A 15,146-nucleotide genomic window follows, 5' to 3' on the forward strand; every position below is an offset into this window, starting at 1 on the left:
CGCACCTTGTGTTCGGGATGTCATTCGCCCGCGCCGAATTATCCGCAACCGCTGCGCATATATCAGCTTATACCTGCGCTGACATCCGGTGATGTTCCAGCAAGAAGTCGACGAACAAGCGCACCCGCGCCGGCATCGCCGCGCCGCCGACGAACACCGCATGAATCGGTTCCTGGTCGCCGGGGTTCCAGGTTTGCAACAGCGCAATCAGGTCGCCACGCTGCAGGTCCTCGCTCACGCTAAATTCCCCGATCCGTGCAATGCCGGCGCCCACTCGCGCGAATTGTGCCAGCGCTTCACCACTGCTGCATTCGATGTTGCCACTGACCTTCAGGGAAAACGCTTTGCCATCGCGGATGAATGGCCAGTTGGGTTCGGCACGCTTGAAATTGAAGCGCAGGCAGTTGTGCTGGAGCAGGTCTTCCGGTTCCTGCGGGACGCCGTGACGCTGCAGATACTCGGGCGATGCCACCACGACCTGGCCGGTGGTGCCGATTCTGCGTGCGGTCAGCGGGCTGTCGGGCAGATGGCCGAAGCGCACCGCGACGTCGGCTTGCCCGCCAAGGATGTCGACCACTTCGTCGCCGAGGGTGAGGTCGACGACGATGTTCGGGTAGCGGGCGCTGAAGTCTGCGACCAACGGAACGATGGCCAGACGGCCATGGCCAAGGGCGGCACTGACCCGCAATCGCCCCTTGGGCACGCCTTGATCGGCGATGGCGTCTTCGACCTCGTCCATGTCGGCGAGGATACGCCGGGCGCCGCGCAGGAACGCTTCGCCCTCGGCCGTGAAGGTGATCGCTCGGGTGGTGCGCAACAGCAGGCGGGTGCCAAGCCGTTGCTCGGTGCGCGCGATGATCCTGCTGACTGCCGAAGGTGTCAGGCCCAGTGCACGCGCGGCGGCCGACAGGCTGCCTTCCTGCGCCACGGTGGTGAACACGCTCATTTCACCTGACCTGCCGTTGAAATCCACTTGTGCCTCCTAAGCAAAGGTGATTGCCAAAAATGCTATCTACCGCCTTAAAAGACGGGATCGTAGCATTGGCGGCATAGATAAGGAGCTTTCCATGCGTATCAATCCACCACTTGTTGCACTTGCCGTCGGTGCCTTCGGCATCGGCGTCACAGAGTTCGCCCCCATGGGCATGTTGCCGGGTATCGCTGCGGATCTGGGCGTTTCCATTCCCGCTGCCGGTTTGCTGGTCAGTGCATATGCGTTGGGCGTATTGCTCGGCGCACCGCTGATGACCCTGACCACCGGCAAGATTCCCCGGCGCTATCTGCTGATCGGGCTCATGGCGATTTTCACCTTGGGTAATCTGATGTCAGCCCTGGCCACCGACTACTACAGCCTCATGGTCGCCAGGGTCGTGACCTCACTGAACCACGGTGCCTTCTTTGGCGTTGGCTCCGTCGTCGCTGCCACCCTGGTCGCCCCGGAAAAACGTGCCGGGGCGGTTGCTGCTATGTTCATGGGCCTGACCCTGGCGACCATCGGCGGTGTGCCGCTGGCCGCCTGGTTTGGCGAAATGTTTGGTTGGCGCACCGCGTTCTGGGGCATTACCGGCCTCGGCGTGGTGACGATGGTCGCGTTGTGGTTCGCCTTGCCCAACGTGCGGGCGCCGCAAAGCGTCGGTGTCATGGCGGAAATTCGAGTATTGGGGCGCGGCCCCGTGCTGGCCGCGCTGTCCCTGACCGTCGTCGGCTCGAGCGCGATGTTCACCGTCTTCACCTACATCGCGCCGATCCTCAGCAGCGAGACCCATGCGTCCACCGCCTTCATCACCGCCATGCTGATGCTTTACGGTGTCGGTTTGACACTGGGCAACATGTGGGGCGGCAAGGCCGCTGACCGCTCAATCGATCGCACCCTGATCGTCTCGTTGAGCGTGCTGATTCTGGTCTTGTTGGCGTTCACCGTACTGATGCGCTGGCCGCTGCCGGCCGCCGTGGCCATCCTGATCTGGGGTATCGCCAGCTTCGCCCTGGTGCCGCCGCTACAGATGCGTGTGATGGAAGCGGCGAAGGACGCGCCCAATCTGGCCTCGGCGGTGAACATCGGCGCCTTCAACTTCGGCAATGCGATTGGTGCGGCGCTGGGCGGCGCGGTGATCAGCAGCGGGCTGGGTTATCCGGCGATCTCCCTGGCCGGCGCGGCAATGGCGGGCCTGGGACTGCTGATGGTGTTGGCGTTTGCGTGGCGCTCCAGAACGGTTGAAGCCGCCGTGGTGTAACACGTTCAACAATGCTCGGCGAGTTGTCAGTATTCGAGAGGATGAGTAAGCTGCCCCCATGAATCAGCCATCCCTATCTGCCTCCTCGCCGAGCACTCGCGGCCCCGCCGAACACGACATTCGTGACCAGATTGTCGCCGCGGCCAATGAGCACTTCAGCCAATACGGCTACGGTAAAACCACGGTTTCCGACCTGGCCAAGGCCATCGGTTTTTCCAAGGCCTACATCTATAAGTTCTTTGATTCCAAGCAAGCGATTGGCGAGGCCATTTGCGCCAACTGTCTGGGCCAAATTGCTGCGGCGGTCGAACAAGCGATTAATACCGAAGCGGTTTCAGCCACCGAGCGTTTGCGCAGGTTGGTGAAAACCGTGATCGCTACGGGTGTGGATCTGTTCTTCAACGACCGCAAGCTTTACGACATCGCGGCGTTTTCCGCTTCGGAGCGCTGGAACAGTGCGCAAGTGTATGAAGCGCAGATCAAGGGTTTTATCCTCGATATCGTGCGCCATGGTCGAGAAGCGGGGGAGTTCGAGCGCAAGACGCCGCTGGACGAGACGGTCGAGGCGATCAATCTGGCGTTGCGACCTTTCGTCAACCCGCTGCTGTTGCAACACAATCTGGATTTGATCGAACAAGCGCCCACGCTGACCACCAATCTCATCCTGCGCAGCCTCATGCCTTGACCCATCGCTGAGCAAGGTTTTCAGGCGATTCGAGTCAAACGACATCCCCTCATTACGTTTCCTGCCCACCGGCACATCAGTGCCGGGAGGGCATTGAATTTAGTTTTATGTGACCATTGACTGAATTGGTCACATGGATAATATGGTTTCGCTGTAGTGCTCGATGTTCTATTCCAGTGATCTCCATAGAGTCCAATAATGAAAAAAACAATGCTCAAGAGCCCCGTGGGCCTGGCCTTTGTGCTTGCGTCTTCCAATGTGTTTGCCGGTGGCTTTGCACTCAACGAACAAAGCATCAGCGGGATGGGCTCCGGTTTTGCCGGGCGCTCTTCTTCAGCCGAAGACGCCAGTACGATCTACGGCAACCCGGCGGGCATGGCGCGGCTTAAACAAGAGCAGGTCAGCGTGGGCGCGGCGACGCTGTTCGCCAAGTCAGATATCAGCCGGACGCGCGGTACGTTCGGCGGCAATGAAGATGGCGACATGGTGCCGACGACCACCGTACCGATGGGGTATTACGTCAAACCGATTGATGACCACTGGGCATTCGGCGTCGGATTTTATGTACCATTCGGGCTGATCACCGACTACGGCAGTGGTTTTGCCGGGCGCTATTACGCCAACAAGAGCGAAGTCACCACGCTGACTTTCCAACCGACCATCAGCTACGCCTTTAACGAAAAAGTCTCGATCGGCTTTGGTCCGACCATCAACCGTATCAGCGGCGAGATATCCGGCATGGTCCCCAATCCACTCAGCCCGGGGCGTAATGACGGCAAGCTCAAAAGCACGGGCGATGATACCGCGCTGGGCTTCAACGCCGGTGTACTGGTGCAGGCGACAGACCAGACCCGCCTGGGGCTGACCTATCACTCCAAAGTCAGTTACCACCTGGATGCGAAAACCAAGGTCACCGATGGCATCTTCAGCGTGCTGGGCGTCAGCGGCCGCAGCTATGACGCGTCGCTGGACGTGGACACGCCGGAGTCGGTGGACGTTTCGGTCACGCATCAATTCAATAACGACTGGACGCTTTATGTCGGCAGTACCTGGACGCGCTGGAGCCGCTTCAAGGAACTGACGATCGAGAACAGTGGCCTGCCGCAGTTGCTGAGTGGCCAATTGGGCACGATCAGCGAAGAGCAGAACTGGCATGACACTTGGGCTCACGCGATCGGTGCAGCCTATCAATTGAATAACCAATGGGTGCTGCGCGCCGGTTTCTCGGTTGATGAGTCACCGGCCAACAACACCAATCGGGGGCCGCGCATTCCGACGGGCGACCGCAAGGTGCTCAGCTTCGGTGCCGGCTGGACGCCCGTGGAAAATGTCACGGTCGACCTCGCTTATTCCTACCTTTGGGAGGAGAGCGTCGAGGTCAACGACACCTCGGCATCGAGAGGTGCCTACAGTGCCAGATACAAGAACAGTGCGAGCGGGCTCGGGACTTCGGTGAGCTACCGTTTTTAGGCGGGCCTGTCAGTCGATCCGTAGTCCGATGTTGCTGATGGCCAGGATGCAGTTATTTCTCAGATTGTGACTATTGACGATATTGGTCACAAGTCTGAGAATATGATGATCATCCTATTCCTCAGTAAGTGAACCTATGCGCCGGCTCCGACCTTTCCCTATTGCCGCATGCTTGTTGCCTCTTGCCCTGACCGCCTGTGGCGAATCTCCCGGCGTTGCAGATCCCCGAACTCAAGCGCCGCTGGTCAGATCCGCTGCGGTTCAAGCGTCACCCGATGTCGCTCGTTCTTTCACCGGAGTGGTCGCGGCGCGCGTTCAGGGCGACTTGGGTTTTCGCGTGTCGGGCAAAGTGCTCGAACGTCTGGTTGATACGGGGGAGGTCGTCAAGCGAGGGCAGCCGCTGATGCGTCTTGACCCGATCGACCTTGGACTGCAAGCGCGGGCGCAGCAGGCGGCGGTCATAGCGGCTCGCGCCAGCGCCAAACAGACAGCCGACGACGAGGCTCGCTATCGCAAACTGGTCGGCGTTGGCGCCATTTCGGCATCAGCCTACGACCAGTACAGAGCCGCTGCGGAGACTGCAAAGGCGCAGCTCAACGCCGCGCAGGCGCAAGCGGACGTAGCGAGTAACGCTTCAGGTTATGCGTTGCTGGTTGCTGATGCGGACGGCGTGGTAGTGGAAACACTCGCTGAACCTGGACAAGTCGTAAGCCCGGGACAACCGGTGGTTCGACTGGCGCGCGCAGGTCAGCGCGAAGCCATCGTGCATCTGCCCGAAACGTTGCGTCCGGCAGCCGGTTCCACCGCACAAGCCAGCCTCTACGGGGTCAATTCAGCGGCGGTGACGGCAAAACTGCGGCTGCTTTCGGACTCCGCGGACCGCACGACGCGCACATTCGAAGCGCGCTATGTGCTTGAGGGGCCGCTGGCCAACGCGCCGATCGGTGCGACCGTCACCCTCAGCATTGCCGAGGGCGCCTCCCAGACACAGGCGTTACAAGTCCCCATCGCCGCGATTTACGACCCGGGCAAAGGACCCGGTGTGTGGGTGATCACCGGAACACCGGCAAAGGTGGCTTGGCGAGCGGTTAAGGTGCTGGGGTTGAGCGATGATTCGGCGCGCATCGCCGGCGACCTCACTGCCGGTGAGCAGGTTGTAGCGTTGGGCGCACATCTGCTGCGCGATGGCGAAGAGGTGCGATTGCCGCAACAGAGCGAAGCCAGCGTTGCCGGGAGTCGCCCATGAGCCAGGGGCGCTTCAACCTTTCGGCCATCGCGGTTCGTGAGCGGGCGATCACCGTGTTCCTGATCTTTCTGATTGCCGTTGCAGGGACGTTGTCGTTCTTTCAACTGGGGCGTGCGGAGGATCCACCGTTTACGGTCAAACAGATGACGGTCATTACCGCGTGGCCCGGTGCGACTGCGCAAGAGATGCAGGATCAGGTCGCCGAACCCCTTGAAAAGCGCCTGCAAGAACTCAAGTGGTACGACCGCTCGGAAACCTACACTCGCCCTGGACTGGCGTTCACGATGGTGTCGTTGCTCGACAGCACGCCGCCGTCGCAAGTGCAGGAAGAGTTCTATCAAGCACGCAAGAAGCTCGACGATGAAGCCATCAGGCTGCCGGCCGGTGTTATCGGGCCGATGGTCAACGATGAGTTTTCCGACGTGACCTTCGCGCTGTTCGCCTTGAAAGCCAAGGGCGAGCCGCAGCGCTTACTGGTGCGTGATGCCGAAGCCATGCGCCAGCGTCTGCTGCATGTGCCGGGTGTGAAGAAGGTCAACATCATCGGTGAGCAAGCCGAGCGCATCTACGTTTCATTTTCCCATGACCGCTTGGCGACCCTCGGCCTGTCACCGCAGGACATCTTCGCCGCGTTGAACAGTCAGAACGTGCTGACGCCTGCCGGCTCCATCGAAACCAGTGGGCCCCAGGTGTTTCTGCGTCTCGACGGTGCTTTCGACAAGGTGCAGAAAATTCGCGATACGCCGGTCTCCGTGCAGGGGCGCACGCTCAAGCTCTCTGATGTGGCCACGGTTGAACGCGGTTACGAAGATCCCGCCACCTTTTTTGTGCGCAATAACGGCGAAGACGCGCTGCTACTGGGTGTGGTGATGCGCGAGGGCTGGAACGGTCTCGATCTGGGCAAGGCGCTGGATGCGGAAACCGCGCGGATCAATGCGGAAATACCACTGGGCATGACCCTCGCCAAAGTCACCGACCAGGCGGTCAATATCGACTCGGCGGTCGGCGAGTTCATGGTCAAGTTTTTTGTCGCGCTGCTGGTGGTCATGCTCGTGTGCTTTCTCAGCATGGGCTGGCGGGTCGGGGTGGTGGTCGCCGCGGCTGTGCCGTTGACCCTAGCGATCGTGTTCGTGGTGATGGCCGCCACCGGCAAGAACTTTGATCGCATCACCCTCGGCTCATTGATCCTCGCGCTCGGGCTGTTGGTCGATGACGCGATCATCGCCATTGAAATGATGGTGGTGAAAATGGAGGAGGGCTACGATCGCATCAAGGCATCTGCCTACGCCTGGAGCCATACAGCAGCGCCGATGCTGTCCGGTACGCTGGTGACGGCAATCGGCTTTTTGCCGAACGGTTTTGCCCAGTCCACTGCCGGCGAATACACCAGCAATATGTTCTGGATTGTCGGCATTGCGTTGATCGCGTCCTGGGTCGTCGCGGTGGCGTTCACCCCGTATCTGGGCGTGAAGTTGTTGCCGGACATCAAGAAGGTCGAAGGTGGCCACGCGGCGATCTACAATACGCCGAATTACAACCGTTTCCGCCGGCTGCTGACCGCGGTGATCGCTCGCAAATGGCTGGTGGCGGGTACGGTGGTCACGCTGTTTTTCGTTGCGGTTCCAGGCATGGGGCTGGTGAAGAAGCAGTTTTTTCCGACCTCCGACCGTCCCGAGGTGATGATCGAGGTGCAGATGCCTTACGGGACCTCGATCGAGCAGACTAGCGCCACGGCCGCCAAAGTCGAAGCCTGGTTGCAGAAGCAGGATGAGGCCAAAATCGTCACCGCCTATATCGGCCAGGGTGCGCCACGTTTCTTCCTGGCGATGGCGCCAGAATTACCCGATCCTTCTTTTGCCAAAATCGTGGTGCTCACGGACAGTCAGGAAGCACGCGAAACCCTCAAGTTACGGCTGCGCGAAGCAGTTGCCGAAGGCCTAGCGCCGGAGGCCCGTGTCAGGGCCACGCAAATTGTCTTTGGTCCTTATTCGCCGTTCCCGGTTGCCTACCGGGTGATGGGGCCTGATCCGGCGAAGCTACGCGATATCGCCGAGCAGGTTCGCGGCGTGCTGCAAGACAGCCCGATGATGAGAACAGTGAACACTGACTGGGGACCGCTGACCCCGACCTTGCATTTCAGTCTCGATCAGGACCGCCTGCAAGCAGTGGGGTTGACCTCGAATGCGGTTGCCCAGCAACTGCAGTTCCTGCTGAGCGGAGTGCCGATCACCGCGGTTCGCGAGGATATTCGTTCTGTCCAGGTCGTCGGGCGTGCGGCGGGCAATATCAGGCTCGACCCGGCGCAAATCAAGGGTTTCACCCTGGTCGGCGCGGCGGGACAACGCATCCCTTTGTCGCAGATCGGCGAGGTCGATGTGCGCATGGAGGATCCTATTCTGCGACGCCGTGACCGCACGCCAACCATCACCGTGCGTGGCGACATTGCCGAAGGTTTGCAGCCTCCGGATGTGTCGGGTGAGATCCTCAAGCAATTGCAGCCGATCATTGAAAAACTGCCTTCGGGTTACCGAATCGAGCAGGCGGGTGCCATCGAGGAGTCCGGCAAAGCGGGCAAGGCGATCTTGCCCTTGCTGCCAATCATGATCGCCATGACGTTGCTGATCATCATTGTGCAGGTGCGTTCGATCGCGGCGATGATCATGGTCTTCCTCACCTCGCCGTTAGGCTTGATTGGAGTGGTGCCGACGCTGCTGATCTTCAATCAACCGTTTGGCATCAATGCACTGGTCGGGCTGATTGCGCTGTCGGGAATCCTGATGCGCAACACGCTGATTCTGATCGGGCAGATCCATCACAACACGCTGGAAGGACTGGACCCGTTCCACGCTGTGGTCGAAGCCACGGTGCAACGTGCGCGACCGGTCCTGCTGACGGCGCTGGCGGCCATCCTGGCCTTTATTCCCCTGACACACTCGGTGTTCTGGGGCACGCTGGCTTACACCCTGATTGGCGGCACATTCGTCGGCACCATCATGACGCTGGTGTTCCTGCCGGCGATGTATTCCATCTGGTTCAAGATCCGCGCTGAGCACAAGGTTCAGACTGAAACAGTCAAACTGGCGTAGTGACAACGCCTGCAATCGAGGCCCGCTTTGGCGGGCCTTGTTGTCCCCACGTCAAAGCGTGGTGATCTGCCCATTGCGATCCAGTTCATACACCTTGTTGCCCTGCAATTTCTCTTTCAGCCACCGCTCGGCCTTGCCCAGCGGCCGCTGCCGCGCCCACAGCAAATCGACACCAATCTGCCAGTCGGTATGCGGATACGCCGAGAGCTGCAGTTCCACCAGTTCACCCTTGGCCAGTTCGCGCTGAACGAGCTGGCGGGGCAGGGTGGCCCAACCGAGCCCGGCGCGGACCATTTCCAATAACGCCAGATAGCTTTCCGCTTGCCACAACTGGGTCGAGCGCAGGTATTCGCTGCTCGGCAGTTTGCTCGCGTGGGCGCTGAAGGCCAGTCGGCGATGGACGTGCAGGTCGTCGAACGTGACGTTGTCGAGTTGCGCCAATGGGTGCTCGGGGTGGCAGACGTGCAGCATGATCAGTTTGCCCAGTTGCTGAAACGCCAGCTCCTTGGGATAGCCGGGCTGTGAGAACGCCACACCGAGTACCGCTTCGCCGCTGCTGACCAGTTCGCTAACGTCGCCGTAAACCGGATGGCGGATGATCAGGTCGACAAAGGGGAACGCGGCTTCGAAGGCTTTGAGCACCGGCATGATCGGCCCGTACGGCGTTTCAATGGCGAGCGTCAGGCTGGTTTCGACGTTGTCCGAAAGGCAATCGGCGTGGGCTTCGAAGGTCATGCAGCGTTCAAGCACGGCTTCGGCCTGCACCAGCAGCTTGTGGCCGCTGGCAGTCAGAGCGGGGCTGCGGTTAGTGCGGTCGAACAGGTCGACCCCAAGGTCGGTTTCGAGGTTGGCAATCGCCGCGCTGATGGTCGATTGAGTCTTGCCCAGTTTGCGCCCGGCGGCGGAAAACGATCCGCTTTTGACCACTTGGACGAACATCAGCAGTTGATCGAGTGAGAAGCGCAAGCGGTGGACTCCTGGGTCGAGGATGGGGGTTTAAAGCAGATAACCAATGCCAGATTCGTGCCATCGAAAAAAGCGATGGTTGCTAATTTTGTTCATCGCAATAAACGTTCAACTATGGCCCCGCGTCAAACGATCTCCGGGGCGGATCCGACTTTCAAACGCCCCTGAGCATGCCCGCGATCTCAACAGATGCCGCACCTTCAGGAGCGTGTGAAATGACCCCACAACGCATTCATCCGGTGGACGAGGTTTTGCCACTGCGACAGTTGTTCACGTTTGGCTTGCAGCATGTTCTGGTGATGTACGCGGGAGCGGTGGCGGTGCCGCTGATTCTTGGTAGCGCGATGGGGCTGACCTCGGCGCAGGTGGTGTTGCTGATCAACGCCAACCTGTTGACCTCTGGCGTGGCGACGCTGATTCAAACTCTCGGTTTCTGGAAATTCGGCGCGCGCCTGCCGCTGATTCAGGGCTGCTCGTTCATTGCCCTGGCGCCGATGATCATGATCGGCAAAGAGTTCGGACTCAGCCAGATCTTCGGGGCGGTGATTGCCGCGGGCTTTATCACCATTGCGCTAGCGCCAGTGTTCAGCCGCTTGCTACGGTTTTTCCCGCCGGTGGTGATTGGCAGCCTGATCACCATTATCGGCATCTCGCTGATGCCGGCGGCGGCGATCTGGCTGGGCGGCGGCAATCCCGACTCGGCGGATTTCGGCAATCCGGCGAACTTGTTGCTGGGTCTGGCCACGGTCAGCGTGACGCTGGTGATCTATGCCAAATGCAAGGGCTTCCTCGGCAACCTCAGCGTGCTCATCGGCTTGTTTGTCGGCAGTCTGATCGCAGCGGCTTGCGGCATGACTCACTTCAATCGGGTCAGCGAAGCCGCGTGGTTTGAGCTGAGTGCGCCGATCGCCTTCGGCGCGCCGGAATTCGCACCGGTGCCGATTCTGATCATGACCCTGGCGATGCTGGTGATCATGGCCGAGACCACCGGCAACTGCTTGGCGATCGGCAAACTGACCGGCAAACCGACCACGCAACAGACTCTCGGCAACGCGTTCCGCGCCGACGGCTTGTCGACCATGCTCGGCGGTTTGTTCAACAGCTTTCCCTACAACGCCTTCACTCAGAACACCGGTTTGATCGCGCTTTCCAACGTGAAAAGCCGCTTCGTCGTGGCCGCCGCCGGGGCAATCATGGTGCTGATGGGCCTGTTCCCCAAACTCGGCGCGTTGATCGCCGCCGTGCCGACGCCAGTGCTCGGTGGCTGCGCGATCGTGATGTTCGGCATGACCACGGTGGCGGGCATTCAAGAACTGTCACGGGTGCAATTCGAGGGGACGCGCAACGGCATCATCGTTGCGGTTTCGGTGAGTGTCGGGGTGCTGCCGATGTCCTTTCCGGCGCTGTTCGAACACGTCGGTCCGACGTTGAAACTGGTGCTCGACAGCGGGATTTTCCTCGGAGCGATCACCGCCATCACCCTCAACATCCTGCTCAACAACGAAAAAAAATCGACCGAAACCCTCGGCGCTGAACTGGCCGACTGACCTTTTGTTTTCCACTGCCCAGGAGTTACCCATGAATCAATTCACTCAGCTCATCCCGGCTGGCGTCAGCGATCTGGATCTGGCGTTGTTGCGCCAGACCATCGCCTTGTCCGAGGCATCGAAACAACGCGGTCGCCATCCGTTCGCGGCATTGGTGGCCGACCGCAACGGCAAGGTGATTGTCGAAGCGGGGAATAACTCGATGCCGCCGGAAGGCGATCCGACGCAGCACGCCGAGTTGGTGGCGGCCGCCGCAGCGGCAAAATTGCTGTCGCCGCAAGAGCTGGAACTGTGCACGCTGTACACCAGCGCCGAACCTTGCTGCATGTGCGCCGGCGCGGTGTATTGGACCGGAATCGGGCGAGTGGTTTATGCCTTGTCGGAGCATGCCTTGCTGGGATTGACGGGGGATCATCCGGAGAACCCGACGTTCTCTCTGCCGTGCCGCGAGGTGTTCGCCAAGGGGCAGCGCAAGGTCAGTGTGTTGGGGCCGATGCTGGAGGGCGAGGCGGCTGCACCGCATAAAGGCTTCTGGTCGTAAACTGCTGTCCGCGTCACAAGGTCCAGCGAGGCGGGGACGGTAAACGAGCTTGAATGCCGCGCATTCTCGGATGCGCGGCAATTCTCACGAATCCATCGCGAGACGAACCGCGCTTTTACAACGCAAACGTAGTCCCACGGGTATTCACAAACAGCGAATAGATCGAGTGACTGCTGGCCATGAACAACCGATTCCCTTCGCGCCCCCCGAAGCACAAATTCGGGCAGCGCTCAGGCAGCGAGATGTGCCCGATGGCCTTGCCCTGCGGATTGAACACGCGCACGCCGTCGAGTTTTTCCAGGTCGGCCTTGGGATCACCATTGCCGCCCCAGCCGCACCACAGGTTGCCGGCTTCGTCGCACTTGATGCCGTCGATCGCGGCATAGTCCAGCCCTTCGATGTGCTTGCGGCGTTCGCCGAGTGTGCCATCGTCCTTCACCGCGATAGCCCAGATCAGGCGATTGGGCTTGGCGCGACCTTCAACGACGTACAGTGTTTTCTCATCGGGAGAAAAGCACAGGCCGTTGGGGCCGTTGAGGTCGTCGATGACCCGCGTAACTTTTTTAGTTTCGCCGTCGATGCGGTACACGGCGTGGGGTTGGCTCGGGGTGATTTTGTGGCCCTCGTAGTTGTTGCTGGTCTGGAAGGGCGGGTCGGTGAACCAGATCGATCCGTCACTTTTGCAGACGATGTCGTTGGGCGAGTTGAAGGGTTTGCCGTCGAAGCTGTCGGCCAGCACGGTGATCGTGCCATTGGCTTCGGTGCGCGTGACGCGCCGACCTTCGCTGGTGGTGGTGGTGGAGCCTTCGCAGACAATCAGCCGCCCTTGGCGATCCCGGCACATGCCGTTGGAAAAATTCGAATGTTCGCGGTACACGGTGAAGGTGTCGGTGATTTCGTCCCAGCGCATGATGCGATTATTGGGGATGTCGCTGACCAGCAAATAGCGGCCATCACCGACCCACACCGGCCCTTCGGCCCAGCGCATACCGGTGGCAAGTTTTTCAACACTGGCGTTGAAAATACGCAGCTCAAGGAAGCTGTCGTCGAGGATGTGAATCAGCGGATCAGGGTAGCGCTGACTCAAGGGTTCGGCGGCCTCGGCGATCCGCGTCAGTGCGGTGCTGCCGACGGTGGCGAGCGTGGCGGAAACGGCGAGGGATTTTTTCAGGAAGCTGCGGCGGGTGTTGCCTTGCGCTCGGTCAGGGCTTTCAGGTCGAGCGGACAGGGATGAGTCCATGTAGCGATCTCCGTGGTTTTATTTTTATGTGGGAGACGTAGTAATACCTCGTGATAAGACATCGTACAAGTTGTTCGTTGCGCGACGCCAATGGGCGTAGGTAGCAGTGGAAGCCAGTAAGCATAATGGCCTCCACCTTAGAATTGGCAAGCGATAACGTCGTGTCCTGCGGGCAAGGACAGCTTTTAGTCAACCATCACCTCATCCAGTGCCTGCTCCAGCAGGCTGACCGTGCGCTCGACATTCTGTAGCTTCTCCAGTCCGAACAGCCCGAGGCGAAAGGTCTGGAAGTCGGCCGGCTCATCGCATTGCAGTGGCACGCCGGCGGCGATCTGCAGGCCGTGCTGGGCAAATTTCTTGCCGCTCTTGATGTCGGCATCATCGGTGTAACTCACCACCACACCTGGGGCCTGAAAGCCTTCTGCGGCGACGCTTTTGAAACCTCTGCCGGTCAACAACGCACGCACCCGATCACCCAGCGCCTGTTGTTCATCGCGAACCTTGTCGAACCCGTACGCTTGTGTCTCTTTCATCACGTCGTTGAACCGCGCGAGTGAATCGCTGGGCATCGTCGCGTGATAGGCATGTCCGCCCTGTTCGTAGGCCCGCATGATTTGCAGCCACTTTTTCAGGTCGCAGGCGAAGCTGCTGCTTTGCGTGTGTTCGATACGCTCGAGCGCCCCAGCACTGAACATTACCAGGGCACAGCAAGGGGAGGCGCTCCAGCCTTTCTGCGGGGCGCTGATCAGCAGGTCGACGGCGCATTTGTGCATATCCACCCAAATCGTGCCGGAGGCGATGCAGTCCAGCACAAACAGACCACCCACCGCATGCACGGCGTCGCCAACGGCTCGCAGGTACTCGTCGGGCAGGAGGATCCCGGATGAAGTTTCAACGTGGGGGGCGAAGACCACTTTCGGCTTCTGCGCCGCGATGGCGGCCAGCACTTCGTCCAGCGGCGGCGGGGCGTAGGCTGCCTGGCGCCCCGTCTCGACCGGCTGGGCTTTGAGCACCGTAGTGGTCGCCGGGATGTTGCCCATCTCCAGAATCTGGCTCCAGCGATAACTGAACCAGCCGTTGCGTATCACCAGACACTGTTGTCCGGTAGCGAACTGTCGCGCCACCGCTTCCATGCCGAATGTGCCGCTGCCCGGAACCACCGCCACCGCTTCGGCGTTGTAGACCTGTTTCAAGGTTTTGGAAATGTTCTTCATTGCGCCTTGAAAGGACTGCGACATGTGGTTCAGCGAGCGGTCGGTGTAGACCACTGAGTACTCGACCAATCCGTCGGGATCGATGCTCGGATAGAGCTTGGACATGGTGACTCCTTTGGCAGAGGGGTAAACATCATTGGCAAGCAAGTGTAGGCAAAGGGCAGCGATCAGCTCATTGAATTGCGCAAATGAGGTTAGAGTGCTCGGCAATGTCTCAATCGTTGCGTGAACCATGAAGCTGCCGCTGTTTATTTCTCTGGATGGGCCCAAGGGCACCGGCAAAACCACACTGCTGGAGGCTGTTACCGCTGCGCTGCGGGCGGATAAGCACAAAGTCATTCGGCTCTGCGAGAGAAAAAGCGATCCATACCGCGGCGAAACCATGGCCCTGGTCAACCAACTCGCCAGACATCCCTCGCGGGATCTGGAGTGGGCGGTGTGTCAGCGCCTTGCCGATAGCCGCCGCTGGATTTCTGAGCGGGTGCTGCCCAATCAGCCATTGAACAGCATCATCCTGATCGATCGCTGGTATCCGTCTGACGCCGCATTTCGCCATAACGTGCCGTTTGCCGAGATTCTGCAGTTGAACATCGAGCGAGGCGTGCGCGTGCCGGATCTGCATGTCGGCGTTGTCACCGCACCGGATATTTCATGGGCGAGGGCAACGGCGCGATCAAGAGGACTGGGCGGCACGGTGATTCAGAAACACGCAGAGCACGTCACCTGTAGCGAGATGTTCGAGCAGGCGGTTGTCGATCACGGCTGGGTGCTATGCCGTAACGAAGGAACCATCGAAGCCGCAACGACTCAGGTAGTTGCAGAGATCTATAAAGTGCTTGGCTGATTGTCGGATCAGCGCCGCCTGATCTAGTTTGAATGCCAGATTTCTCTGACCGGAACTCACCGTACTGACGGAT

The 15,146-nt window shown here is 60.0% G+C and carries 12 protein-coding genes; 8 read left to right on the top strand and 4 right to left on the bottom strand.

What is annotated here, in order from left to right:
- Positions 1-67: 67 nt before the first annotated feature.
- Entirely contained in the window at positions 68-973 is a 906-nt protein-coding gene (locus tag PMI23_RS21270) for a LysR family transcriptional regulator (RefSeq protein WP_007913259.1), read from the bottom strand.
- Positions 974-1,067: 94 nt separating this feature from the next.
- Here PMI23_RS21270 and PMI23_RS21275 point away from each other — a divergent pair, with 94 nt between their 5' ends.
- The 5 genes from PMI23_RS21275 to PMI23_RS21295 all read left to right on the top strand — a co-directional run bounded on the left by PMI23_RS21275 (position 1,068) and on the right by PMI23_RS21295 (position 8,721).
- Positions 1,068-2,234 (top strand): MFS transporter, encoded by a 1,167-nt coding sequence (locus PMI23_RS21275; protein ID WP_007913258.1) that lies wholly within the window; start codon positions 1,068-1,070, stop codon positions 2,232-2,234.
- Positions 2,235-2,292: 58 nt separating this feature from the next.
- Positions 2,293-2,919, top strand: a complete 627-nt coding sequence (locus PMI23_RS21280; protein WP_007913256.1) for a TetR/AcrR family transcriptional regulator — start codon at positions 2,293-2,295, stop codon at positions 2,917-2,919.
- Positions 2,920-3,117: 198 nt separating this feature from the next.
- The gene (locus PMI23_RS21285; protein ID WP_007913255.1) at positions 3,118-4,389 is read left to right on the top strand and encodes an OmpP1/FadL family transporter; all 1,272 of its coding nucleotides are present in this window, start codon (positions 3,118-3,120) and stop codon (positions 4,387-4,389) included.
- A gap of 136 nt (positions 4,390-4,525) precedes the next feature.
- The gene (locus tag PMI23_RS21290) at positions 4,526-5,635 is read left to right on the top strand and encodes an efflux RND transporter periplasmic adaptor subunit (protein WP_042704998.1); all 1,110 of its coding nucleotides are present in this window, start codon (positions 4,526-4,528) and stop codon (positions 5,633-5,635) included.
- Complete coding sequence (locus tag PMI23_RS21295) at positions 5,632-8,721, top strand: efflux RND transporter permease subunit (protein WP_007913253.1); 3,090 nt, start codon at positions 5,632-5,634, stop codon at positions 8,719-8,721. Before PMI23_RS21290 ends, PMI23_RS21295 begins: the two co-directional genes overlap by 4 nt.
- A gap of 51 nt (positions 8,722-8,772) precedes the next feature.
- Here PMI23_RS21295 and PMI23_RS21300 read toward each other — a convergent pair whose 3' ends face one another.
- Complete coding sequence (locus PMI23_RS21300; protein ID WP_007913252.1) at positions 8,773-9,687, bottom strand: LysR family transcriptional regulator; 915 nt, start codon at positions 9,685-9,687, stop codon at positions 8,773-8,775.
- Between the two features lie 215 nt (positions 9,688-9,902).
- Between PMI23_RS21300 and PMI23_RS21305 the strand changes: the two genes are divergently transcribed.
- On the top strand, positions 9,903-11,234 hold the full coding sequence (locus tag PMI23_RS21305; protein WP_007913251.1) for a nucleobase:cation symporter-2 family protein: 1,332 nt from the start codon (positions 9,903-9,905) through the stop codon (positions 11,232-11,234).
- Positions 11,235-11,265: 31 nt separating this feature from the next.
- Complete coding sequence (locus PMI23_RS21310) at positions 11,266-11,775, top strand: nucleoside deaminase (RefSeq protein WP_007913250.1); 510 nt, start codon at positions 11,266-11,268, stop codon at positions 11,773-11,775.
- Positions 11,776-11,890: 115 nt separating this feature from the next.
- Here the strand turns inward: PMI23_RS21310 and PMI23_RS21315 are convergent, their stop codons facing one another.
- Together PMI23_RS21315 and PMI23_RS21320 are read right to left on the bottom strand one after the other, a co-directional pair.
- Positions 11,891-13,015 carry an SMP-30/gluconolactonase/LRE family protein gene (locus tag PMI23_RS21315; protein WP_007913249.1) on the bottom strand — a complete coding sequence of 375 codons (1,125 nt, stop codon included), beginning with the start codon at positions 13,013-13,015 and terminating at the stop codon, positions 11,891-11,893.
- 185 nt (positions 13,016-13,200) lie between these two features.
- Positions 13,201-14,334 (bottom strand): aminotransferase class V-fold PLP-dependent enzyme, encoded by a 1,134-nt coding sequence (locus tag PMI23_RS21320; protein ID WP_007913248.1) that lies wholly within the window; start codon positions 14,332-14,334, stop codon positions 13,201-13,203.
- 127 nt (positions 14,335-14,461) lie between these two features.
- Here PMI23_RS21320 and PMI23_RS21325 point away from each other — a divergent pair, with 127 nt between their 5' ends.
- Positions 14,462-15,073 carry a dTMP kinase gene (locus tag PMI23_RS21325; protein ID WP_007913237.1) on the top strand — a complete coding sequence of 204 codons (612 nt, stop codon included), beginning with the start codon at positions 14,462-14,464 and terminating at the stop codon, positions 15,071-15,073.
- Positions 15,074-15,146 lie beyond the last annotated feature (73 nt).

This window comes from Pseudomonas sp. GM24 (assembly GCF_000282235.1).
In the GTDB taxonomy this organism is placed as follows: domain Bacteria; phylum Pseudomonadota; class Gammaproteobacteria; order Pseudomonadales; family Pseudomonadaceae; genus Aquipseudomonas.